This window comes from Enterobacter ludwigii, from assembly GCF_001750725.1.
In the GTDB taxonomy this organism is placed as follows: domain Bacteria; phylum Pseudomonadota; class Gammaproteobacteria; order Enterobacterales; family Enterobacteriaceae; genus Enterobacter; species Enterobacter ludwigii.
In genome coordinates, this window is sequence record NZ_CP017280.1 from 66,860 (window position 1) to 89,073 (window position 22,214).

The window sequence follows — 22,214 nt, forward strand, 5'->3', positions numbered from 1 at the left end:
TTCACAGGGGACACACCATGACAATTCGCAATCACACTCTCGGTTTCCCTCGCGTTGGCCTTCGCCGCGAGCTGAAAAAAGCGCAGGAAAGTTACTGGGCAGGTACCTCTGGCCGTGAAGAATTGCTGGCAGTGGGCCGCGAACTGCGTGCGCGCCACTGGGAACAGCAAAAGCAGGCGGGCATTGACCTGCTGCCCGTGGGCGATTTCGCCTGGTACGACCATGTTCTGACCACCAGCCTGCTGCTTGGCAACGTGCCGGCTCGTCATCAGAACAAAGATGGATCGGTAGATATCGACACCCTGTTCCGCATTGGCCGTGGTCGTGCGCCAACGGGAGAGCCTGCGGCAGCGGCGGAAATGACCAAGTGGTTCAACACCAACTATCACTATATGGTGCCGGAATTTGTGAAAGGCCAGCAGTTCAAACTGAGCTGGACCCAGTTGCTCGACGAAGTCGATGAAGCGCTGGCGCTGGGCCACCAGGTGAAACCGGTACTGCTGGGGCCGGTAACGTATTTGTGGCTGGGTAAAGTGAAAGGCGAGCAGTTTGACCGTCTCAGCCTGCTGAACGATATTCTGCCGGTCTACAAACAGGTGCTGATTGAACTGGGTAAACGCGGAATTCAGTGGGTGCAAATCGATGAGCCTGCGCTGGTGCTGGAGCTGCCGCAGGCGTGGCTGAAAGCGTTTAAACCCGCTTACGATGCCCTTACTGGTCAGGTGAAGCTATTGCTGACCACCTATTTTGAAGGCGTGACGCCGAACCTGAGTACCATTACTGCGCTGCCGGTTCAGGGTCTTCATGTTGACCTGGTCCACGGCAAAGATGACGTGGCCGAACTGCACAAACGCCTGCCTGAAGAGTGGTTGCTTTCGGCCGGACTGGTGAATGGCCGTAACGTCTGGCGCGCCGATCTGAGCGAGAAATATGCACAGATTAAAGATATCGTCGGCAAACGTGAGCTGTGGGTGGCCTCCTCCTGCTCTCTGCTGCACAGCCCAATCGATCTGAGTGTGGAAACCCGCCTGGATCCCGAGGTGAAGAGCTGGTTTGCCTTTGCGCTGCAAAAATGTGAAGAGCTGGCGCTGCTGCGTGATGCGTTAAATAGCGGTGACACCACGGCCATTACCGACTGGAGCGCCCCCATTCAGGCGCGTCGTCATTCGGCGCGCGTCCACAACCCGGCGGTCGAAAAACGTCTGGCGGCCATTACCGCGCAGGACAGCCAGCGTCAGAGCCCCTATGAAGTGCGTGCCGAAGCCCAGCGTGCCCGCTTCAACCTGCCAGCTTGGCCAACCACCACCATCGGCTCCTTCCCGCAGACGACGGAGATCCGCGGCCTGCGTCTGGATTTCAAAAAGGGCAACCTCGATGCGAATCACTACCGCACCGGCATCGCTGAGCACATCAGACAGGCGATTGTTGAGCAGGAACGTTTAGGTCTGGACGTGCTGGTACACGGTGAAGCCGAGCGTAACGACATGGTGGAATACTTCGGCGAACATCTGGACGGTTTCGTCTTTACGCAGAACGGTTGGGTGCAGAGCTATGGTTCCCGCTGTGTGAAGCCACCGGTGGTGATTGGTGACGTCAGCCGCCCGCAAGCGATTACCGTAGAGTGGGCAAAATTCGCCCAGTCCCTGACCGACAAACCGGTGAAAGGGATGCTGACCGGCCCGGTGACGATCCTCTGCTGGTCCTTCCCGCGTGAAGATGTGACCCGTGAAACCATCGCCAAACAGATTGCGCTCGCGCTGCGTGATGAAGTGGCCGATCTGGAAGCGGCGGGTATCGGCATCATCCAGATTGATGAACCGGCGCTACGCGAAGGTTTGCCGCTGCGTCGCAGTGACTGGGATGCTTATCTGAAGTGGGGTGTGGAGGCTTTCCGCCTCAACGCCGCGGTCGCGAAAGACGACACGCAGATCCACACCCACATGTGTTACTGCGAATTTAACGACATTATGGATTCGATTGCCGCGCTGGATGCCGACGTAATCACCATCGAAACGTCGCGTTCAGACATGGAACTGCTGGAGTCCTTTGAAGAGTTCGAGTATCCAAACGAAATTGGGCCGGGTGTCTACGACATCCACTCCCCGAACGTACCGAGCGTGGAGTGGATTGAGAGCCTGCTGAAAAAAGCCGCCCAGCGGATCCCGGCTGAGCGCCTGTGGGTCAACCCGGACTGCGGACTGAAAACCCGCGGCTGGCCGGAGACCCGCGCGGCACTCGCGAACATGGTCAGGGCGGCGCAGAATTTGCGTCAGGCCTGATAAATCCGAAGCCCGGCAAGGCGTAGCCGCGACCGGGCTTTTGTTTTACGCTTTTTTCCCGCCGTACTGGCTGAACCATGCCAGCATCCGCTGCCAGCCATCTTTAGCCGATTCTGCGTGATAGCTCGGACGATAGTCGGCATTAAAGGCGTGGCCGGCATCCGGATAAACAATGATTTCAGCTTTTGCATTGGCTGCACGGAGCGCATGGCGCATGGTCTCTACCGTATCAAGCGGGATCCCGGTGTCCTGGCCGCCATAAAGCCCTAAGACTGGGGCATTTAACTCGGTGGCGATATCAACGGGATGCTTCGGCGAGTTCAGCGTTTTCTCCCCCACCAGTTTGCCGTACCAGGCAACGGCGGCTTTAAGCTGCGGATTATGTGCGGCATACAGCCAGCTGATACGTCCTCCCCAGCAGAAACCCGTCACCATCAGACGATGTGCGTCGCCGCCATTGCGCGCAGCCCAGCTGGCCACGTGGTCCAGATCGGCCAGTACCTGTGCATCCGGCACTTTGCTGACCAGGTTGCTGAACAGTGTCGGTATATCACTGTAGTCGTTCGGATCGCCCTGACGGAAATAGAGCTCTGGCGCAACGGCCAGATAACCTTCCAGCGCCAGACGGCGGCAAAGGTCGCGAATATGTTCGTGAACGCCGAAAATTTCCTGAACCACAATCACGATGGGCAGCGGGCCGTCGGCCGATTTTGGCCGCGCGTGGTAAGCAGGCATATTCTCCCCCTGTGAGGGGATGGAGGTCTCACCTGCCGTAATGGCCTCTTCAGGTGTTGAGACGATGGTTGATGCATGAGGGGCCGCTGCAGGTGCAAAACCGGTTTTTTCAGTCATGGCATTCTCCGTACCAATGAGTTAGCGCAAAGGTAAATATAGTCACCAGGTTAACAATTCACAGTGCCTGAAACGGTCTATCTTTTGTGCAGCACCTGACGATATAACTTGTTAATGTGATGTGAATCACTATTTCATGGAAATTTACTGCAATCATTTTCATTCATGGTGAGATGTGTCACGTAATTCTGCTTACTGCTTCTGTAAAGTACCTTTTTACTTCTTCTGACTAACCGACCCACAGAGGAGTCACCTATGTCTAAGTCTGATGTTTTTCATCTCGGCCTCACTAAAAACGATTTACAAGGGGCTACGCTGGCTATCGTCCCGGGCGATCCTGAGCGTGTGGAAAAGATCGCCGCGCTGATGGATAAGCCGGTTAAGCTTGCTGCCCATCGTGAATTCACCACCTGGCGCGCTGAGCTGGATGGCAAAGCGGTGATCGTCTGTTCTACCGGTATCGGTGGCCCGTCCACCTCAATTGCTGTTGAAGAGCTGGCGCAGCTGGGCATTCGTACTTTTCTGCGTATCGGGACTACCGGTGCTATTCAGCCGCATATCAACGTTGGCGACGTGCTGGTGACAACCGCTTCCGTGCGTCTGGACGGCGCGAGTCTGCACTTTGCCCCTATGGAATTCCCGGCGGTGGCGGATTTCGAATGCACCACCGCACTGGTTGAAGCCGCGAAATCCGTTGGCGCAACCACCCACGTAGGCGTGACCGCCTCTTCTGATACCTTCTACCCAGGCCAGGAGCGTTATGACACCTTCTCCGGCCGCGTGGTAAGCCGCTTCAAAGGTTCTATGGAAGAGTGGCAGTCTATGGGCGTAATGAACTACGAAATGGAATCTGCAACCTTGCTGACCATGTGCGCAAGCCAGGGTCTGCGTGCCGGTATGGTGGCGGGCGTTATCGTCAACCGTACCCAGCAGGAGATCCCGAACGCGGAAACCATGAAGCAGACCGAAAGTCATGCGGTGAAAATCGTGGTTGAAGCGGCGCGTCGCCTGATCTAATCCCTTCTTATACGAAAAAAGGCCGACCCGTTCGGCCTTTTTTTTGCGTAGCGCCTCGCAGGAAAACCCTTTCAAACTGGACGTTTATACAGCACAATTCTATTTTGTGCAGGTAATACGTTGATGCAGGGGGCATTGTGGATATCTCAATCCTGATTTATGCAGTGATTGCGCTGGTGGGCGTGGGGGCAGGCTGGCTGATTTCCAGCTACCAGCACGCGCAACAAAAGGCCGATCAGCTGGCCGAGCGCGAAGAGATAGTCGCCGATTTAAGCGCAGCAAAACAGCAGGTTGCGCTGAGCGAACACTGGCGTGACGAATGCGAACTGCTCAACAACGAGCTGCGCAATCTTCGCGATATCAACACCTCGCTGGAGGCCGATCTCCGCGAAGTGACTACCCGCCTCGAATCCACCCAGCTGCATGCGGAAGATAAAATCCGCCAGATGATGAACAGCGAGCAACGCCTCAGCGAGCAGTTCGAGAATCTCGCGAACCGCATTTTTGAACACAGCAACCGCCGCGTAGACGAACAAAACCGCCAAAGCCTGAATAGCTTGCTGACGCCCCTGCGTGAACAGCTGGACGGCTTTCGTCGTCAGGTACAGGACAGCTTTGGCCAGGAGGCTCGCGAGCGGCACACGCTGGCGCATGAAATTCGCAATCTTCAGCAGCTGAATGCGCAAATGGCGCAGGAAGCGGTCAACCTGACCCGTGCGCTGAAGGGCGATAACAAAACCCAGGGCAACTGGGGGGAAGTGGTGCTGACCCGCGTGCTGGAGGCCTCTGGCCTGCGGGAAGGGTATGAATACGAAACGCAGGTGAGTATCGAGAACGATGCCCGCTCGCGTATGCAGCCTGATGTGATTGTGCGGCTGCCGCAGGGCAAAGATGTGGTGATAGACGCCAAAATGACGCTGGTGGCTTATGAGCGCTATTTCAATGCGGAAGATGACTACACCCGCGAGTCGGCGCTGCAGGAGCACATCGCCTCCGTGCGTAACCACATTCGTCTGCTGGGCAGAAAAGACTACCAGCAGTTACCCGGCCTGCGCTCACTGGATTACGTCCTGATGTTTATTCCGGTTGAACCCGCGTTCTTGCTGGCGCTCGACAGACAGCCTGAACTGATTACCGAAGCCCTAAAAAATAACATTATGCTGGTGAGCCCCACCACGCTGCTGGTGGCATTGCGCACCATTGCCAACCTGTGGCGCTATGAACATCAGAGCCGTAATGCGCAGCAGATTGCCGATCGCGCCAGCAAGCTTTACGACAAAATGCGCCTCTTTGTGGATGATATGTCCTCGGTCGGGCAAAGCCTTGACCGCGCCCAGGATAACTATCGCCAGGCGATGAAAAAACTCTCTTCCGGGCGTGGCAACTTACTGGCGCAGGCCGAAGCGTTTCGTTCCCTGGGTGTGGAGGTGAAGCGCGAGATTAATCCGGAATTAGTTGAGCAGGCCACCGCCCAGGATGAAGAGTTTCGCCTGCGCGAAGGCGCTGGCGAACAAAAGACAAACAGTGAAGACAATACGTTAGCGACAGATTTAACGTCAGACGAGCGTCCGGCACGTTTCTTTCGCGAAGGTTGAAACGTAGGGCAAACGCGCCCAATCTGTTACACTTCACGAACATTTTACTGATAAGCAGGCTCTGAGATGGTTGACGATTCACAAGACACGACGCACTTTGGCTTTCAGACTGTCGCCAAAGCGCAGAAAGCTGATATGGTGGCCCACGTATTTCATTCCGTGGCGGCGAAGTACGATGTGATGAATGACTTGATGTCGTTCGGCATTCATCGCTTGTGGAAGCGCTTCACCATCGACTGTAGCGGTGTGCGTCGTGGACAAACGGTACTGGATTTAGCCGGCGGTACAGGCGATTTGACAGCAAAATTCTCCCGTCTGGTGGGCGAAACTGGTCGCGTTGTTCTGGCAGATATTAACGACTCAATGCTCAAAATGGGACGTGAGAAGCTGCGTAACATCGGCGTGGTAGGTAATGTCGAGTATGTGCAGGCGAACGCCGAAGCGCTGCCTTTCCCGGATAATACCTTTGACTGCATCACTATCTCCTTCGGCCTGCGTAACGTCACCGATAAAGAAAAAGCGCTGCGCTCCATGTACCGCGTGTTAAAGCCGGGTGGACGCCTGCTGGTGCTCGAATTCTCCAAACCGATTCTTGAGCCGTTAAGCAAAGCTTACGACGCATACTCATTCCATGTGCTGCCGCGCATTGGTGAGCTGGTGGCAAACGACGCGGAAAGCTATCGGTACCTGGCGGAATCTATCCGTATGCACCCGGATCAGGACACCTTAAAGGCCATGATGCAGGATGCGGAATTCGAGAACGTTGAGTATTTCAACATGACGGCAGGTGTCGTCGCGCTGCATCGCGGTTATAAGTTCTGAGTGGAGGTTTCCCGTGCCCTTTAAACCCTTTGTCACCGCAGGCATCGAGAATGTCCTGAATGCCTTTCTTTACCGCGCACCGGCGCTAAAAGCCGCACGTCAGCGGCTTAACGGCAAGGTGCTGCGAGTTGTTCTGAAAGAGTTCTCGACGCCGCTTGTGCTGGTTTTCAGTGAACGCCAGCTTGACGTTCTGGGTGAGTGGGAAGGTGAAGCCGACTGCTCCGTGATTACGCACATGAGCGTGCTGCCAAAATTACGTGACCGTCAGCAGCTTACGACGCTTATCCGCAGCGGTGAGCTGGAAGTGGAAGGCGACATTCAGGTCGTACAGAATTTCGTTGCGCTCAGCGATCTGGCCGAGTTTGACCCGGCGGAGCTGCTTGCGCCTTTCATTGGCGACATTGCTGCCGAAGGGATCGGTAAAGCCATTCATGGCGGTACGTCTTTTCTTCGCAAGAGTCTGCAACGACAGCAACGCTATGCGGCGGAAGTGCTGACTGAAGAGTGGCGTATGGCCCCTGGCGCGCTTGAAGTTGCATGGTTTGCGGAAGAGACCGCAGCGGTTGAACGCGCGGTGGATGCCTTAACCAAACGGCTGGAAAAACTGGAGGGCAAATGACGCCTGGTGAAATTCGGCGCCTCTATTTTATCGTCCACACCTTTTTGAGTTACGGGCTCGACGAGCTTATCCCCAAAATGCGTATCACGCTGCTGCTTCGCATCTGGCGGCGGATGTTGTTCTGGATGCCTAATCGTCATAAAGATCAGCCGCTGGGTGAACGTCTTCGCCTGGCGCTCCAGGAGCTGGGCCCGGTATGGATTAAATTCGGGCAAATGCTCTCGACTCGCCGCGATCTTTTCCCGCCGCAGATTGCCGATGAACTGGCACTGCTGCAGGACCGCGTTGCACCGTTTGACGGTGTGAGAGCGAAAAAACAGATCGAAGAGGCGATGGGCAATATTCCTGTCGAGACCTGGTTTGACGATTTCGAAATAGAACCTCTTGCTTCAGCCTCTATCGCCCAGGTGCATACAGCCCGTCTGAAAGAGAACGGCAAAGAGGTGGTTATCAAAGTGATCCGCCCGGACATCCTGCCGGTAATCCGAGCGGACATGAAGCTTATCTATCGGCTTGCACGCTGGGTTCCGCGCCTGCTCCCCGACGGACGCCGTCTGCGCCCAATGGAAGTTGTGCGGGAGTATGAAAAAACGCTGATTGATGAATTAAACCTGCTGCGTGAATCGGCAAATGCCATCCAGCTGCGCCGGAACTTTGAAAACAGCCCGATGCTCTATGTGCCTGAAGTGTATTCGGACTACTGCAGCCAGAACATGATGGTAATGGAGCGGATTTACGGTATTCCGGTCTCGGATGTTGCAGCCCTGGAAAAGCAGGGAACCAACATGAAGCTGCTGGCCGAGCGTGGTGTACAGGTCTTCTTTACCCAGGTATTCCGCGACAGCTTTTTCCACGCGGACATGCACCCGGGGAATATCTTCGTCAGTTATGAGCACCCGGAAGACCCGAAATATATCGGTATTGACTGCGGTATTGTGGGCTCGCTGAACAAAGAAGATAAGCGCTATCTCGCTGAGAACTTCATCGCCTTCTTTAACCGTGATTACCGCAAGGTGGCCGAGCTGCACGTTGATTCTGGCTGGGTTCCGCCGGACACCAACGTCGAAGAATTTGAGTTTGCTATCCGTACCGTCTGCGAGCCGATTTTTGAAAAGCCGCTGGCAGAAATTTCCTTCGGACACGTATTGCTGAACCTGTTTAACACGGCACGCCGCTTCAACATGGAAGTGCAGCCACAGTTAGTTTTACTCCAGAAAACATTACTTTACGTTGAAGGTGTAGGTCGACAGCTCTATCCTCAGTTAGACTTATGGAAGACTGCGAAACCTTTCCTTGAATCCTGGATTAAGGATCAGGTGGGCATTCCGGCGCTGGTGCGCTCTATTAAAGAGAAAGGCCCGTTCTGGATAGAAAAAATGCCTGATATTCCTGAACTGATTTACGACAGTTTGCGTCAGAGCAAGAACCTTCAGCACAGCATGGATAAAATCGCCCGCGAGCTTCAGTCCAGCCGTGTTCGACAGGGGCAGTCGCGCTATCTCTTTGGCATTGGAGCAACGCTGCTGCTGAGTGGTACGCTGTTACTGATCACTCGCCCTGACTGGCAGATGATGCCCGCCTGGCTGATGGCTGGCGGTGTTGTGGTCTGGCTCGCCGGCTGGAGAAAAACGCGCTGATTTTGCGTCGCTATCGACGGGTCGCCTACGTATAATGCGACCTGACTCATTAATCATCTATCCCTGAGGTACATGTATGGGTGGTATCAGTATCTGGCAATTGTTGATCATTGCCGTCATCGTCGTGCTGCTGTTTGGCACGAAAAAGCTCGGTTCTATCGGCTCCGATCTGGGCGCGTCTATCAAAGGCTTCAAGAAAGCGATGAGCGATGATGAGAGCAAGCAGGATAAAACCAGCCAGGATGCTGACTTTACTGCTAAATCCATCTCCGAAAAGCAGGAAGAGGCGAAAAAAGAAGACGCTAAACGCCACGATAAAGAGCAGGTGTAATTCGTGTTCGACATTGGTTTTAGTGAGCTGCTGCTGGTCTTTGTGATTGGCCTGATAGTGTTAGGACCCCAGCGTCTGCCGGTGGCGGTGAAAACCGTTGTGGGCTGGGTACGCGCGCTGAGATCGCTGGCTTCGACCGTACAAAATGAGCTGGCGCAGGAACTTAAGCTGCAGGAGTTTCAGGAAAGCCTGAAAAAGGTGGAAAAGGCGAGCATGGATAACCTGACGCCTGAACTGAAAGCCTCAATGGATGAACTGCGTGAAGCGGCAGAATCCATGAAGCGCTCCTACAGCGTCAACGATCCTGAAAAGGCGAGCGATGAAGCCAACACCATCCACAACCCGGTGGTGAAGGACAGCGAAGCGCAGCGCGAGGGCGTTACGCCTGCCAGCGCGGAGCATCAGGCTACCGCGCCTGAACAAACGCCGCAGGAATCTGAACCGAAAAAACAGGCGCAGCCGGAAGCACCGGTGGTAAAAGCGGCTGACGTTAAGCCTGCCGCGCCTGTTTCCGAATCATCCCCCTCGTCGAGTGATAAAGCGTAAACATGGCAGTAGATGATACCCAACCGCTGATTACGCACCTCATAGAGCTGCGTAAGCGCCTGTTAAACTGCATTATCGCGGTTTTCCTCATTTTCTTATGCCTGGTCTATTTCGCCAATGATATCTACCAGGTTGTCTCTGCGCCGCTGATCAAGCAGATGCCGCTGGGGGCAACGATGATCGCAACGGACGTTGCATCACCGTTCTTTACCCCTATTAAGCTCACCTTCTGGGTATCGCTGATTGCCTCTGCGCCGGTCATTCTTTATCAGGTGTGGGCGTTTGTGGCGCCAGCGCTGTACAAGCATGAACGCAAGCTGGTTATCCCGCTGCTGGTATCCAGCTCGCTGCTGTTCTATATCGGCATGGCGTTCGCCTACTTTGTTGTCTTCCCGCTGGCCTTTGGCTTCCTGACGCATACCGCGCCGGAAGGGGTTCAGGTGTCGACGGATATCGCCAGCTACCTCAGCTTTGTGATGGCGCTGTTTATGGCGTTCGGTGTGGCATTCGAAGTGCCGGTAGCCATTGTGCTGCTTTGCTGGGTAGGAGTGACGACCCCTGATGACCTGCGTAAGAAGCGCCCGTATATCCTGGTCGGCGCGTTTGTGGTTGGCATGCTGCTCACACCACCTGACGTCTTCTCACAAACACTGCTGGCAATACCGATGTATTGTCTGTTTGAAGTCGGCGTATTCTTCTCGCGTTTCTACGTGGGAAAAGGGCGTCGGTCGGATGACGAAGACGATACGTCGGAAAAGACCACTGAAGAGTAAAACCAGCCGCCCGTCAGGGCGGTTGTGCTATGGGGAATCGCATGTTTGATATCGGACTCAACCTGACCAGCTCGCAGTTTGCGAAAGACTGCGATGAGGTCGTCGCGCGTGCTTTTGCCGCCGGGGTGAAAGGGCTGCTCCTGACGGGAACCAACCTGCATGAAAGCGAGCAGGCGCAGCAGCTTGCTCAACGCTATGATCGCTGCTGGTCAACCGCTGGCGTGCATCCTCATGACAGCAGCCAGTGGACGCCGCAGAGCGCTGAAATCATACATAGGCTGGCGAAAACCACTGAAGTCGTGGCCATTGGCGAATGTGGTCTCGATTTCAACCGTAACTTTTCCACGCCAGCCGAACAGGAAAATGCCTTCACCGCCCAGCTCGCCCTGGCAGCAGAGCTTGGAATGCCTGTGTTTATGCACTGCCGTGACGCGCATGAGCGCTTCCTCGCCTTACTGGAACCCTGGCTCGATAAACTGCCCGGGGCGGTACTGCACTGCTTTACCGGTTCACGGCAGGAAGCGCTGGATTGTCTGGAACGCGGGTTATATCTGGGCATTACCGGCTGGGTTTGCGATGAACGTCGCGGGCTTGAGCTTCGCGAGCTGTTGCCGGTGATCCCGGCGGACCGCTTGCTTGTTGAAACCGATGCACCTTATCTGCTGCCGCGAGATATGCAACCCAAACCGGCTTCTCGACGTAACGAACCGGCCTATCTGGGGCATATTCTTGAGAGCGTAGCGCGCTGGCGCGGAGAAGACCCGCACTGGCTGTGCGCACAGACGGATGACAACGTGCGTCGCCTGTTCGGGATAGACGTTTAAACTTTGCGGAAGTCGGTGTTTTTCACGCTCTGCAATACCTGCTTATTCAGCAGGTTGAGCAACAGCATGGAGCGTGCTTCACCGTCAGGCTCGGCGAAAATCGCCTGTAAGCCCTCGAAAGCCCCTTCAGTGATGACGACGCTGTCGCCTGCGTAGGGGGTTTCCGGATCGGTGATGCCTTCAGGTTGCTGGTACACCGAAAGCTGATGAATCACCGTTGACGGGACCGTGGCCGGGTGAGCGCCAAAACGCACAAAGTGGCTGACACCGCGTGTGGCGCTGATGGTCGTGGTGTGAATCACTTCCGGGTCGAACTCAACGAACAGATAGTTCGGGAATAATGGCTCACTAACGGTCGTGCGCTTCCCGCGCTGCATTTTTTCAAGCGTGATCACGGGTGTCAGGCAATTTACAGACTGACGTTCAAGATGTTCCTGCGCGCGCTGAAGTTGCCCGCGTTTGCAATACAGTAAATACCAGGCCTGCATAATCACTCTTTCCCTTAGTTCGGGGCGCAAGCATATCAAAACCCTGGCGGGATCGCTAAGTTGATTATAATGGGGGAAAAGGGAACAGAATGCATAAGTTCACGCTAATTTAACAAAATTACAGCATCAAGCAGGCTTACGCCGTATAATGAAGCGCTTACAGAGAGGCCATGACTAACTGCATGAAATACCACGATCTCCGCGACTTCCTGACGCTGCTGGAAAAGCAGGGCGAACTCAAACGCATTACACTTCCTGTTGATCCTTATCTGGAAATGACAGAAATTGCTGACCGCACCCTGCGTGCCGGTGGCCCCGCTTTACTGTTTGAAAACCCAAAAGGGTATTCGATGCCGGTGCTGTGCAACCTGTTTGGTACACCGCGCCGTGTGGCGTTGGGGATGGGACAGGAGGACGTCACGGCGCTGCGCGAAGTGGGTAAACTGCTGGCGTTTCTGAAAGAGCCAGAGCCACCGAAAGGTTTCCGCGATCTGTTCGATAAACTGCCGCAGTTTAAGCAGGTGCTAAACATGCCAACCAAACGTCTGCGCGGCGCACCGTGTCAGCAGAAAGTGCTGGAAGGCGATGCGGTGGATCTGACAAAAATTCCTGTCATGCAATGCTGGCCTGAAGATGCTGCGCCGCTTATCACCTGGGGGCTCACCGTCACGCGTGGTCCGCACAAAGAGCGACAAAATCTGGGTATTTACCGCCAGCAGCTGATTGGCAAGAATAAGCTCATCATGCGCTGGTTGTCACATCGTGGCGGCGCCCTGGATTTCCAGGAGTGGTGTGCTGAACACCCGGGCGAGCGTTTCCCGGTTTCCGTTGCGTTAGGCGCCGATCCGGCCACGATTCTGGGGGCGGTAACGCCAGTGCCGGATACGCTGTCCGAATATGCCTTTGCAGGCCTGCTGCGCGGAACCAAAACCGAAGTCGTGAAGTGTATTTCTAATGACCTTGAAGTTCCTGCCAGCGCGGAGATCGTTCTGGAAGGTTACCTTGAGCAGGGCGAAATGGCACCGGAAGGGCCATACGGTGACCACACCGGCTATTACAACGAAGTTGATAACTTCCCGGTGTTTACCGTCACGCACATCACCCAGCGTGAAGATGCGATTTACCACTCCACCTATACCGGACGTCCACCGGATGAACCGGCGGTACTGGGAGTGGCGCTGAACGAAGTGTTTGTGCCGATCCTGCAAAAGCAGTTCCCGGAAATTGTTGATTTTTACCTGCCGCCGGAAGGGTGTTCGTATCGCCTTGCGGTGGTGACGATGAAGAAGCAATATCCTGGTCACGCTAAACGCGTGATGATGGGCGTATGGTCTTTCCTGCGCCAGTTTATGTATACCAAATTTGTTATTGTCTGCGATGATGATGTTAACGCCCGCGACTGGAATGACGTTATCTGGGCCATTACTACGCGAATGGATCCGGCGCGCGATACGGTGTTAGTCGAAAACACGCCGATAGATTATCTGGATTTTGCCTCGCCGGTCTCCGGCCTTGGCTCAAAAATGGGACTGGATGCCACAAACAAATGGCCCGGCGAAACCGAGCGTGAATGGGGTCGACCGATCAAAAAAGATCCTGCCGTGACCGCGCGCATTGACGCGATCTGGGATGAACTGGCCATAATGAATAACGGTAAACCTGAAACAGGCCGTTAAGCCCTATAGACTTCACGACAGAGAGAGCGAATGACAACCTTAAGCTGTAAAGTGACCTCGGTAGATGCTATCACCGACACCGTATATCGCGTCCGTTTAGTACCTGAAGCGGCATTCTCTTTCCGCGCCGGTCAGTACTTGATGGTCGTGATGGATGAGCGTGATAAGCGTCCCTTCTCTATGGCTTCTACGCCAGCAGAGCAGGAATTTATTGAGCTTCATATTGGTGCGTCTGAGCTTAACCTGTATGCGATGGCCGTCATGGACCGCATTCTGAAAGAACGTGAAATCGTGGTGGATATTCCTCACGGTGATGCCTGGCTGCGTGAAGATGAAGACCGTCCGCTGATCCTGATTGCGGGGGGAACAGGTTTCTCTTACGTGCGCTCTATCCTGCTGACGGCCCTGGCGCGTAACCCGGATCGCGATATCACCATCTACTGGGGCGGCCGCGAAGAGAAACATCTCTACGACCTGTCTGAACTGGAAGCATTAAGCGTCAATCATCCACACCTGCGCATTGAGCCGGTGGTGGAGCAGCCTGAAGAGGGCTGGCGTGGGCGCAGCGGTACGGTACTGACGGCGGTGCTGCAGGATCACGGCACGCTGGCGGGACATGATATCTATATTGCTGGCCGTTTTGAGATGGCGAAAATTGCCCGTGACCTGTTCTGCAACGAACGTGACGCGCGTGAAGACCGTCTCTTCGGCGATGCGTTCGCGTTCATTTAAATAAAAAACCCGCCCCTGACAGGCGGGAAGAACGGCAACTAAACTTTATCTCTTCGCCACTGGCGCCATAACTGCGTTGGCTGCGCGTGCTCACCCGAATCCCTTACTTCCGTAAGCGCATCGGGCGCCGCTCGCGTGCCGCCGTGTTCTGGCGACACTGGCTGTAAGAACCCCTCGAAGAGTTACACTCGCTCAAATACCGTCGCGATACCCTGACCCAGCCCGATACACATCGTCGCCAGACCAAACTGAGCGTCTTTGCGTTCCATCAGGTTAATCAGCGTGGTGCTGATGCGTGCCCCGGAACAACCCAGCGGGTGACCGAGGGCGATCGCGCCGCCATTGAGGTTAATCTTGTCGTCTATCTGATCCATCAGGCCCAGATCTTTGATGCACGGCAGGATCTGCGCGGCAAAGGCTTCGTTCATCTCAAACAGATCGATATCACTGGTGGTTAAGCCTGCTTTTTTCAGCGCCAGCTTCGAGGCCGGCACCGGACCGTAACCCATAATGGACGGATCGCAACCCACCACCGCCATCGAACGCACCCGGGCGCGAGGCGTCAGGCCTAACTCGCGGGCACGGCTTTCACTCATCACCAGCATCGCGGCGGCCCCGTCGGAAAGGGCAGACGAGGTGCCTGCCGTTACCGTACCGGTGACCGGGTCAAACGCCGGGCGCAGCGTAGAAAGGGTTTCTACGGTGGTTTCCGGGCGAATCACTTCATCGTAGCTGAACTGCTTCAAAACGCCGTCAGCATCGTGACCACCGGTTGGGATGATCTCATGCTTAAATGCGCCGGATTGCGTTGCGGCCCAGGCGCGTGCGTGGGAGCGCGCAGCAAAGGTATCCTGCATTTCGCGGCTGATGCCGTGGAGGCGGGAAAGCATCTCAGCGGTCAGGCCCATCATTCCCGCCGCTTTCGCCACGTTACGGCTCATACCCGGGTGGAAATCAACCCCGTGGCTCATCGGCACGTGGCCCATGTGCTCCACGCCGCCGACCAGACAGGCCTGCGCATCACCGGTCATGATCATGCGTGCCGCGTCGTGCAGCGCCTGCATTGACGAACCACACAGACGGTTAACGGTCACCGCCGGAACTGAATGCGGGATCTCCGCCAGCAGCGAAGCGTTACGGGCGATGTTAAAGCCCTGTTCGAGGGTTTGTTGTACACAGCCCCAGTAAATATCGTCGAGCGCAGCGGGATCCAGTGCCGGGTTACGCGCCAGCAGGCTACGCATCAGGTGCGCGGAGAGGTCTTCCGCGCGCACATTACGGAATGCGCCGCCTTTTGAACGGCCCATCGGGGTGCGAATCGCATCAACAATGACAACCTTTTCCATTGTGACTCCTTAAGCCGTTTTCAGCTCGCCAACCGGACGGGCTGGCTCAACTGCTGGGTAATAGGGTTCGTTATGGCGCGCTTTGTTACGCAGACCTTCCGGCACGTCATACAGCGGGCCGAGGTGCTGGTACTGCTGAGCCATATCGAGATAACGGGCGCTGCCGAGCGTATCCAGCCAGCGGAACGCGCCGCCGTGGAACGGAGGGAAGCCGAGGCCGTACACCAGTGCCATATCCGCTTCTGCCGGGCTGGCGATAATGCCTTCTTCCAGGCAACGCACCACTTCGTTGATCATTGGAATCATCATTCGGGCGATGATTTCATCGTCGGTGAAGTCACGTTTCGGCTGGCTGACGTCGGCCAGCAGGCCATCCACCGCCGCGTCTTCTTCTTTCTTCGGTTTGCCTTTGCTGTCTTCTTTATAACGCCAGAAGCCCAGGCCGTTTTTCTGACCAAAGCGGCTGGCGTCAAACAGGGCGTCAATCGCGTCGCGATAATCTTTCTGCATTCGCTGCGGGAAGCCTGCCGCCATCACCGCCTGGGCGTGGTGTGCGGTGTCAATGCCGACCACATCCAGCAGATACGCCGGACCCATCGGCCAGCCGAACTGTTTTTCCATCACTTTGTCGACTTTGCGGAAATCCGCACCGTCGCGCAGGAGCTGGCTGAAACCGGCGAAGTACGGGAACAGCACGCGGTTGACGAAGAAGCCCGGACAGTCGTTGACCACGATTGGGGTTTTGCCCATTTTGCTGGCCCATGCCACGACTTTGGCGATCGTTTCGTCAGAGGTTTTTTCCCCACGGATCACTTCGACAAGCGGCATACGGTGCACCGGGTTAAAGAAGTGCATACCGCAGAAGTTTTCCGGGCGCTTCAGAACGCCTGCCAGTTCGCTAATCGGGATGGTGGAGGTGTTTGAGGCCAGTACGGTATCAGGACGAACCTTCTCTTCGGTTTCCGCCAGCACCGCTTTTTTGACTTTCGGGTTCTCAACGACCGCTTCAACGACCACATCCACACGGTCGAAACCGCTATAGTCCAGGGTCGGGTGGATTGTCGAGATCACCCCTGAGAGTTTCAGACCGTCAATTTTGCCGCGTTCCAGCTGTTTATTCAGCAGCTTGGCCGCTTCGGTCATGCCCAGCGTCAGGGATTTCTCGCTGATGTCTTTCATCACCACAGGCACGCCTTTCCAGGCCGACTGATAAGCGATGCCGCCGCCCATAATGCCTGCACCGAGTACCGCCGCATGTTTTGGCGTCTCAACATTTTTGGTCAGCTGTTTCGCCTTACCTTTCACGAATTGATCGTTCAGGAAGATGCCCACCAGTGCGCGAGCTTCATTAGTGTGCGCCAGCGGAACAAAGCTTTGGTTTTCCAGTTTCAGCGCTTCATCACGGCCAAAGCGGGCCGCGGCTTCAATCGTTTTAACGGCGGTAATGGGCGCGGGGTAGTGTTTGCCTGCCGTCTGCATCACCATCCCTTTGGCGATGGTGAAGCTCATGGCGGCTTCAATTTTGCTGAGTTTCAACGGTTCCAGCTTCGGCTGACGTTTGGCTTTCCAGTCGAGGTCGCCATTAATGGCCTGATGGAGAATGGCGAGGGAGCCTTCAATCAGTTTTTCTGGTTTAACCACACCGTCCACCAGGCCTATTTTCTGCGCCTGTTCCGCCCCGACATCTTTACCGGCGGCGATGATCTCCAGGGCGCTATCGGCACCCAACATGCGTGGCATACGTACGGAACCGCCAAAGCCTGGCATGATGCCCAGTTTTGTTTCCGGCAGGCCGATGCGCAGGTCTGGCGTGGCCAGACGATAGTCGGTTGCCAGCACGCACTCGCAGCCGCCGCCCAGCGCGTAACCGTTAACGGCGGAGACTGTCGGAACAGGCAGATCTTCCAGACGATTAAAGACGCTGTTGGCAAAGTGCAGCCACTGGCTCAGCTGTTCTTCCGGGACCTGGAACAGTGAAAGGAATTCGGTGATATCTGCACCGACAATAAAAGCCGCTTTGTTTGAGCGCAGCAGCAGTCCTTTTAATTCAGATTGTTTTTCAAGCACATCCAGCGCCTGGCCAAGACTGGCCACCGTCGCGGTATCAAGCTTGTTGACTGAGCCGGGGGCATCGAACACCAGTTCGGCAATGCCATCTTCCAGCCAGTTGAGGTACAGGGTGTCGCCTTTGTAGAGCATGTCAGTCTCCTGAATCCAGCAAGTGGATCTGGTCATACCAGATGAGACGGAGTGTGGGATTTATGTTAATAAAATGCAAATTTCTCATTAAGAAATTGCTGCATTGATCACGGTCGGTGGAAATCACGCAGTCGGAGTCAGGTGTGCTAAGATGCGATGACTTGAGCTCAGAAAAATGAAAGGAAGAAAGATGGACTCACTGGCTTCGCTTTATAAAAATCATATCGTTACCCTACAGGAACGTACCCGTGATGTACTGGCGCGCTTTAAGCTGGATGCGCTGTTAATCCACTCCGGAGAGCTGATTAACACCTTCCTGGATGACCATGCGTATCCGTTTAAGGTCAACCCGCAGTTCAAAGCCTGGGTGCCCGTCACGCAGGTCCCAAATTGCTGGTTGCTGGTGGACGGGGTGAACAAGCCGAAACTGTGGTTCTATTTGCCTGTCGATTACTGGCACAACGTTGAGCCGCTGCCGACCAGCTTCTGGACGGAAGAAGTGGACGTTATCGCTTTACCAAAAGCCGATGGCATTGGCAGCCTCCTGCCAGCCGGGCGCGGCAACATTGCTTATATTGGCCCGGTTCCTGAGCGTGCGCTCGGTCTGGATATTCCGGCGGATAAACTCAATCCGAAAGGGGTTCTGGATTATCTGCACTACTATCGCGCTTATAAGACCGACTACGAACTTTACTGCATGCGTGAAGCGCAAAAAACGGCGGTAAACGGTCACCGTGCTGCGCATGAAGCGTTCCAGTCTGGCATGAGCGAGTTCGATATTAACCAGGCGTATCTGACCGCCACCGGCCACCGTGACACTGATGTCCCTTACAGCAACATCGTCGCGCTGAATGAGCATGCGTCCGTTCTGCACTACACCAGGCTCGATCACCAGGTGCCATCCGAGATGCGCAGCTTCCTGTTGGACGCCGGGGCAGAGTACAACGGCTATGCGGCCGACCTGACCCGCACCTGGGCGGCAAATGCGGATACCGATTTTGCACAGCTGATTAAAGACGTTAACGATGAGCAACTGGCGCTTATTGGCACCATGAAAGCGGGAACCAGCTATGTGGATTACCACATCCAGTTCCATCAGCGCATCGCTAAACTGCTGCGTAAGCACCAGATCGTGAAAGACATGAGCGAAGAGGCGATGGTGGAAAACGATCTGACCGGGCCGTTCATGCCGCACGGTATTGGTCACCCGCTGGGCCTGCAGGTTCATGATGTTGCCGGTTTTATGCAGGACGATACCGGTACGCACCTGGCCGCGCCGTCTAAATATCCTTACCTGCGCTGCACGCGTATTCTTGAGCCGCGTATGGTGCTGACCATCGAGCCGGGTATCTACTTTATCGAATCGCTGTTAGCGCCATGGCGTGAAGGCCCGTTCAGCAAGCACTTCAACTGGGACAAAATTGAAGCGCTGAAACCGTTTGGCGGTATTCGTATCGAAGATAACGTGGTGATCCACGAAAACGGTATTGAGAATATGACGCGAGACCTGAAGCTGGCCTGATGGATAGCTGGCTGATACCGGCTGAACCGGTCACCTTTGTTGAGGAAATTAAGAAGAGTCGATTCATTACGCTGCTGGCACATACCGACGGCGTTGAGGCGGCAAAAGCGTTTGTTGAGTCCGTTCGCGCGCAACACCCTGACGCACGTCACCATTGCGTGGCATGGGTGGCAGGGCCGCCGAACGATTCACAACAGCTGGGGTTTTCCGATGACGGTGAACCGGCAGGCACAGCCGGTAAACCCATGCTCTCCCAGTTGATGGGCAGCGGCGTGGGTGAAATCACCGCCGTGGTCGTTCGCTACTATGGCGGTATCTTATTAGGCACGGGTGGACTGGTTAAAGCGTATGGCGGTGGGGTTCAGCAGGCACTGAATATGCTGATTACCACCCGCAAAACGCCGCTCACCGAATATACTTTATTGTGCGATTACGGCCAGTTATCCGGCATTGAGGCATTGCTAAAGCAGTTTAACGGCGTCATCGCGCACAGTGACTATCAGGCAATGGTGCAACTGCGCGTGGCGCTTCCGCAGGCGGAACTGGCTGCTTTTTCAGCAAAGTTGGCGGATTTTAGTCGCGGTTCGTTGCAATTGCTGCCGATTGAAGAATAATCCCCACCTCACTTTTTTGAATACCAAAGGAAGCGGCAGAGATGCATTTTCGCGCCATTACCCGAATCGTTGGACTGCTGGTCATACTTTTTTCCGGGACGATGATTCTCCCAGGACTGGTAGCGCTTATCTACCGGGACGGCGCGGGGCGGGCATTTACCCAGACCTTCTTTGTCGCGCTGGCGATTGGCTCACTGCTGTGGTGGCCAAACCGTCGTCAAAAGGGTGAGCTGAAATCTCGCGAAGGGTTTCTGATTGTTGTTCTGTTCTGGACAGTGCTGGGAAGCGTGGGTGCGCTACCCTTTATCTTCTCTGAGCAGCCTAATCTGACCGTCACGGATGCGTTTTTTGAATCGTTCTCGGGTTTAACGACGACCGGGGCGACCACGCTGGTCGGGCTGGATTCCTTACCGCATGCCATTCTCTTTTATCGCCAGATGCTGCAATGGTTCGGGGGGATGGGGATCATCGTCCTGGCAGTGGCCATCCTGCCTATTCTCGGCGTCGGGGGGATGCAGCTCTACCGTGCGGAAATGCCGGGCCCACTGAAAGATAACAAGATGCGCCCACGCATAGCCGAGACGGCGAAAACCCTGTGGCTTATCTATGTCTTGCTGACGATTGCCTGTGCGTTAGCGTTATGGTTTGCCGGGATGCCTGCATTCGACGCTATCGGGCACAGCTTTGCGACGATCGCCATCGGCGGGTTCTCGACCCACGATGCCAGCGTGGGTTACTTCGACAGCCCCACCATTAACACGATCATTGCCATCTTCCTGCTGATTTCCGGCTGTAACTACGGTCTGCACTTCTCCTTACTCAGCGGGCGTAGCCTGAAGGTGTACTGGCGTGACCCGGAGTTTCGCATGTTCATTGGTGTCCAGCTTACGCTGGTCATCATCTGTACCGTGGTGTTGTGGTTCCACGATGTCTATAACTCCGCGTTGACTACGTTAAATCAGGCGTTCTTCCAGGTGGTGTCGATGGCAACCACCGCCGGTTTTACAACGGACAGTATTGCGCGCTGGCCGCTGTTCCTGCCGGTACTGCTGCTGTGTTCTGCGTTCATCGGGGGGTGTGCGGGGTCGACGGGCGGTGGCCTGAAGGTGATCCGTATTCTGCTGTTGTTTAAGCAGGGGAACCGTGAACTTAAACGTCTGGTCCACCCGAACGCGGTTTACAGCATCAAACTGGGTAACCGTGCCCTGCCGGAACGTATTCTTGAAGCGGTGTGGGGGTTCTTCTCGGCCTATGCGCTGGTCTTCATCGTCAGTATGCTGGCGATTATCGCGACGGGGGTGGATGATTTCTCTGCCTTTGCTTCCGTCGTAGCAACGTTGAATAACCTCGGGCCTGGCCTGGGGGTTGTGGCGGATAACTTTGCCAGTATGAACCCGGTCGCGAAATGGATCCTCATCGCCAACATGCTGTTTGGTCGTCTGGAGGTCTTTACGCTGCTGGTGCTGTTCACCCCAACATTCTGGCGCGAGTAAGGAGTCGTCGGTGAAAACACTTATTCTTTTCTCTACGCGGGATGGGCAAACGCGTGAGATTGCCTCATATCTGGCTTCAGAATTAAAAGAGCTGGGGATTTACTCTGATGTGGTGAACCTGAACCGCACGGAGCAGATAGCCTGGCAGGATTACGACCGTGTGGTTATTGGCGCGTCTATTCGTTACGGGCATTTCCATCCGGCGCTGGATCGTTTTGTGAAAAAGCATACGGCAGTGCTCAATAAACTGCCCGGGGCTTTTTACTCGGTCAATCTGGTGGCGCGTAAACCTGAGAAACGTACGCCGCAGACCAACAGCTATACGCGCAAGTTTCTGTTGAGCTCTCCGTGGCAGCCGGACATCAGCGCCGTCTTTGCCGGCGCGCTGCGTTATCCGCGCTATCGCTGGTATGACCGCTTTATGATTCGCCTCATTATGAAGATGACTGGCGGCGAAACCGATACGCGCAAAGAGGTGGTGTATACCGACTGGTCGCAGGTCGCCAGTTTTGCGCGGGAGATCGCACATTTATCAGGCGATTCGCGGCTTAAATAGGCATGACGTTTGAAAAGTGAGCGAACGAAAAGTTTTTTGTATTTTGTGCTTGTCACTTCAGAATAACTCCCTATAATGCGCCTCCACTGACACGGAACAACGGCACACACGCCGCCGGGTCAGCAGAGATAAGCGAAAATAAATGCTTGACTCTGAAGCGGGAAAGCGTAATATGCACACCCCGCGCCGCAGCGAAAACGAAGCGGCACTGCTCTTTAACAATTTATCAGACAATCTGTGTGGGCACTCAAAGTGACATGGATTCTTAATGTCTTCGGACACTAAATGAATAC

At 55.2% G+C, this 22,214-nt stretch carries 20 protein-coding genes; 16 read left to right on the forward strand and 4 right to left on the reverse strand.

Features of this window, described 5'->3' with window-relative positions; translation table 11 throughout:
- The first annotated feature begins 17 nt into the window (after positions 1-17).
- Positions 18-2,279, forward strand: coding sequence for a 5-methyltetrahydropteroyltriglutamate--homocysteine S-methyltransferase (metE, locus tag BH714_RS23225; protein WP_020882876.1), 2,262 nt, complete (start codon positions 18-20; stop codon positions 2,277-2,279).
- A 45-nt stretch (positions 2,280-2,324) separates the two neighbouring features.
- On the opposite strand, the gene BH714_RS23230 is transcribed toward metE, so the two are convergent.
- Positions 2,325-3,131: a dienelactone hydrolase family protein gene (locus BH714_RS23230; RefSeq protein ID WP_014172118.1), complete on the reverse strand. Its 807-nt coding sequence runs from the start codon at positions 3,129-3,131 to the stop codon at positions 2,325-2,327.
- Between the two features lie 255 nt (positions 3,132-3,386).
- Here BH714_RS23230 and udp point away from each other — a divergent pair, with 255 nt between their 5' ends.
- The 9 genes from udp to tatD all read left to right on the forward strand — a co-directional run bounded on the left by udp (position 3,387) and on the right by tatD (position 11,295).
- Positions 3,387-4,148 carry a uridine phosphorylase gene (gene udp, locus BH714_RS23235; protein ID WP_003860792.1) on the forward strand — a complete coding sequence of 254 codons (762 nt, stop codon included), beginning with the start codon at positions 3,387-3,389 and terminating at the stop codon, positions 4,146-4,148.
- Between the two features lie 137 nt (positions 4,149-4,285).
- Positions 4,286-5,743 carry a DNA recombination protein RmuC gene (rmuC, locus tag BH714_RS23240; protein WP_014172116.1) on the forward strand — a complete coding sequence of 486 codons (1,458 nt, stop codon included), beginning with the start codon at positions 4,286-4,288 and terminating at the stop codon, positions 5,741-5,743.
- Between the two features lie 66 nt (positions 5,744-5,809).
- Positions 5,810-6,565, forward strand: coding sequence for a bifunctional demethylmenaquinone methyltransferase/2-methoxy-6-polyprenyl-1,4-benzoquinol methylase UbiE (gene ubiE / locus BH714_RS23245; RefSeq protein WP_014172115.1), 756 nt, complete (start codon positions 5,810-5,812; stop codon positions 6,563-6,565).
- A 13-nt stretch (positions 6,566-6,578) separates the two neighbouring features.
- Positions 6,579-7,184, forward strand: a complete 606-nt coding sequence (gene ubiJ, locus BH714_RS23250; RefSeq protein WP_040019219.1) for a ubiquinone biosynthesis protein UbiJ — start codon at positions 6,579-6,581, stop codon at positions 7,182-7,184.
- Positions 7,181-8,821, forward strand: a complete 1,641-nt coding sequence (ubiB, locus tag BH714_RS23255; protein WP_014172113.1) for a ubiquinone biosynthesis regulatory protein kinase UbiB — start codon at positions 7,181-7,183, stop codon at positions 8,819-8,821. The genes ubiJ and ubiB overlap by 4 nt, the downstream gene beginning before the upstream one ends.
- A gap of 76 nt (positions 8,822-8,897) precedes the next feature.
- On the forward strand, positions 8,898-9,152 hold the full coding sequence (gene tatA, locus BH714_RS23260) for a Sec-independent protein translocase subunit TatA (protein WP_014172112.1): 255 nt from the start codon (positions 8,898-8,900) through the stop codon (positions 9,150-9,152).
- A 3-nt stretch (positions 9,153-9,155) separates the two neighbouring features.
- Positions 9,156-9,698: a Sec-independent protein translocase protein TatB gene (gene tatB, locus BH714_RS23265; RefSeq protein WP_020882873.1), complete on the forward strand. Its 543-nt coding sequence runs from the start codon at positions 9,156-9,158 to the stop codon at positions 9,696-9,698.
- Positions 9,699-9,700: 2 nt separating this feature from the next.
- Entirely contained in the window at positions 9,701-10,471 is a 771-nt protein-coding gene (tatC, locus tag BH714_RS23270; protein ID WP_014172110.1) for a Sec-independent protein translocase subunit TatC, read from the forward strand.
- A gap of 41 nt (positions 10,472-10,512) precedes the next feature.
- Entirely contained in the window at positions 10,513-11,295 is a 783-nt protein-coding gene (gene tatD, locus BH714_RS23275) for a 3'-5' ssDNA/RNA exonuclease TatD (RefSeq protein WP_020882872.1), read from the forward strand.
- Here tatD and rfaH read toward each other — a convergent pair.
- Positions 11,292-11,783, reverse strand: a complete 492-nt coding sequence (rfaH, locus tag BH714_RS23280; RefSeq protein WP_020882871.1) for a transcription/translation regulatory transformer protein RfaH — start codon at positions 11,781-11,783, stop codon at positions 11,292-11,294. The two genes, tatD and rfaH, sit on opposite strands and share 4 nt — an antisense overlap.
- A gap of 170 nt (positions 11,784-11,953) precedes the next feature.
- Here rfaH and ubiD point away from each other — a divergent pair, with 170 nt between their 5' ends.
- Positions 11,954-13,459, forward strand: a complete 1,506-nt coding sequence (gene ubiD, locus BH714_RS23285; RefSeq protein WP_014172107.1) for a 4-hydroxy-3-polyprenylbenzoate decarboxylase — start codon at positions 11,954-11,956, stop codon at positions 13,457-13,459.
- 30 nt (positions 13,460-13,489) lie between these two features.
- Positions 13,490-14,191 (forward strand): NAD(P)H-flavin reductase, encoded by a 702-nt coding sequence (gene fre / locus BH714_RS23290; RefSeq protein ID WP_014172106.1) that lies wholly within the window; start codon positions 13,490-13,492, stop codon positions 14,189-14,191.
- A 182-nt stretch (positions 14,192-14,373) separates the two neighbouring features.
- Here the strand turns inward: fre and fadA are convergent, their stop codons facing one another.
- Positions 14,374-15,537 carry an acetyl-CoA C-acyltransferase FadA gene (gene fadA / locus BH714_RS23295; RefSeq protein ID WP_014172105.1) on the reverse strand — a complete coding sequence of 388 codons (1,164 nt, stop codon included), beginning with the start codon at positions 15,535-15,537 and terminating at the stop codon, positions 14,374-14,376.
- 9 nt (positions 15,538-15,546) lie between these two features.
- Positions 15,547-17,736: a fatty acid oxidation complex subunit alpha FadB gene (gene fadB, locus BH714_RS23300; protein WP_040019225.1), complete on the reverse strand. Its 2,190-nt coding sequence runs from the start codon at positions 17,734-17,736 to the stop codon at positions 15,547-15,549.
- Positions 17,737-17,926: 190 nt separating this feature from the next.
- Between fadB and pepQ the strand changes: the two genes are divergently transcribed.
- The 4 genes from pepQ to hemG are packed head-to-tail and all read left to right on the forward strand — an operon-like array spanning position 17,927 to position 21,921.
- Positions 17,927-19,258, forward strand: coding sequence for a Xaa-Pro dipeptidase (gene pepQ / locus BH714_RS23305; protein WP_020882869.1), 1,332 nt, complete (start codon positions 17,927-17,929; stop codon positions 19,256-19,258).
- Positions 19,258-19,872, forward strand: coding sequence for an IMPACT family protein (locus BH714_RS23310; RefSeq protein WP_020882868.1), 615 nt, complete (start codon positions 19,258-19,260; stop codon positions 19,870-19,872). The genes pepQ and BH714_RS23310 overlap by 1 nt, the downstream gene beginning before the upstream one ends.
- Positions 19,873-19,913: 41 nt before the next feature.
- Entirely contained in the window at positions 19,914-21,365 is a 1,452-nt protein-coding gene (trkH, locus tag BH714_RS23315) for a Trk system potassium transporter TrkH (protein ID WP_014172101.1), read from the forward strand.
- A gap of 10 nt (positions 21,366-21,375) precedes the next feature.
- Positions 21,376-21,921, forward strand: a complete 546-nt coding sequence (gene hemG, locus BH714_RS23320; RefSeq protein ID WP_020882866.1) for a menaquinone-dependent protoporphyrinogen IX dehydrogenase — start codon at positions 21,376-21,378, stop codon at positions 21,919-21,921.
- Positions 21,922-22,214: the final 293 nt, after the last annotated feature.

Excerpts from the sequence above, each read along its gene's own strand:
- pepQ (WP_020882869.1), top strand. The coding sequence starts at position 17,927 with ATGGACTCACTGGCTTCGCTTTATAAAAATCATATCGTTACCCTACAG.
- fadA (WP_014172105.1), bottom strand. The coding sequence starts at position 15,537 with ATGGAAAAGGTTGTCATTGTTGATGCGATTCGCACCCCGATGGGCCGT.
- BH714_RS23230 (WP_014172118.1), bottom strand. The coding sequence starts at position 3,131 with ATGACTGAAAAAACCGGTTTTGCACCTGCAGCGGCCCCTCATGCATCA.
- tatD (WP_020882872.1), top strand. The coding sequence starts at position 10,513 with ATGTTTGATATCGGACTCAACCTGACCAGCTCGCAGTTTGCGAAAGAC.
- fre (WP_014172106.1), top strand. The coding sequence starts at position 13,490 with ATGACAACCTTAAGCTGTAAAGTGACCTCGGTAGATGCTATCACCGAC.
- fadB (WP_040019225.1), bottom strand. The coding sequence starts at position 17,736 with ATGCTCTACAAAGGCGACACCCTGTACCTCAACTGGCTGGAAGATGGC.
- udp (WP_003860792.1), top strand. The coding sequence starts at position 3,387 with ATGTCTAAGTCTGATGTTTTTCATCTCGGCCTCACTAAAAACGATTTA.
- rfaH (WP_020882871.1), bottom strand. The coding sequence starts at position 11,783 with ATGCAGGCCTGGTATTTACTGTATTGCAAACGCGGGCAACTTCAGCGC.
- tatC (WP_014172110.1), top strand. The coding sequence starts at position 9,701 with ATGGCAGTAGATGATACCCAACCGCTGATTACGCACCTCATAGAGCTG.
- tatA (WP_014172112.1), top strand. The coding sequence starts at position 8,898 with ATGGGTGGTATCAGTATCTGGCAATTGTTGATCATTGCCGTCATCGTC.
- ubiE (WP_014172115.1), top strand. The coding sequence starts at position 5,810 with ATGGTTGACGATTCACAAGACACGACGCACTTTGGCTTTCAGACTGTC.
- trkH (WP_014172101.1), top strand. The coding sequence starts at position 19,914 with ATGCATTTTCGCGCCATTACCCGAATCGTTGGACTGCTGGTCATACTT.
- metE (WP_020882876.1), top strand. The coding sequence starts at position 18 with ATGACAATTCGCAATCACACTCTCGGTTTCCCTCGCGTTGGCCTTCGC.
- BH714_RS23310 (WP_020882868.1), top strand. The coding sequence starts at position 19,258 with ATGGATAGCTGGCTGATACCGGCTGAACCGGTCACCTTTGTTGAGGAA.
- ubiB (WP_014172113.1), top strand. The coding sequence starts at position 7,181 with ATGACGCCTGGTGAAATTCGGCGCCTCTATTTTATCGTCCACACCTTT.
- ubiD (WP_014172107.1), top strand. The coding sequence starts at position 11,954 with ATGACTAACTGCATGAAATACCACGATCTCCGCGACTTCCTGACGCTG.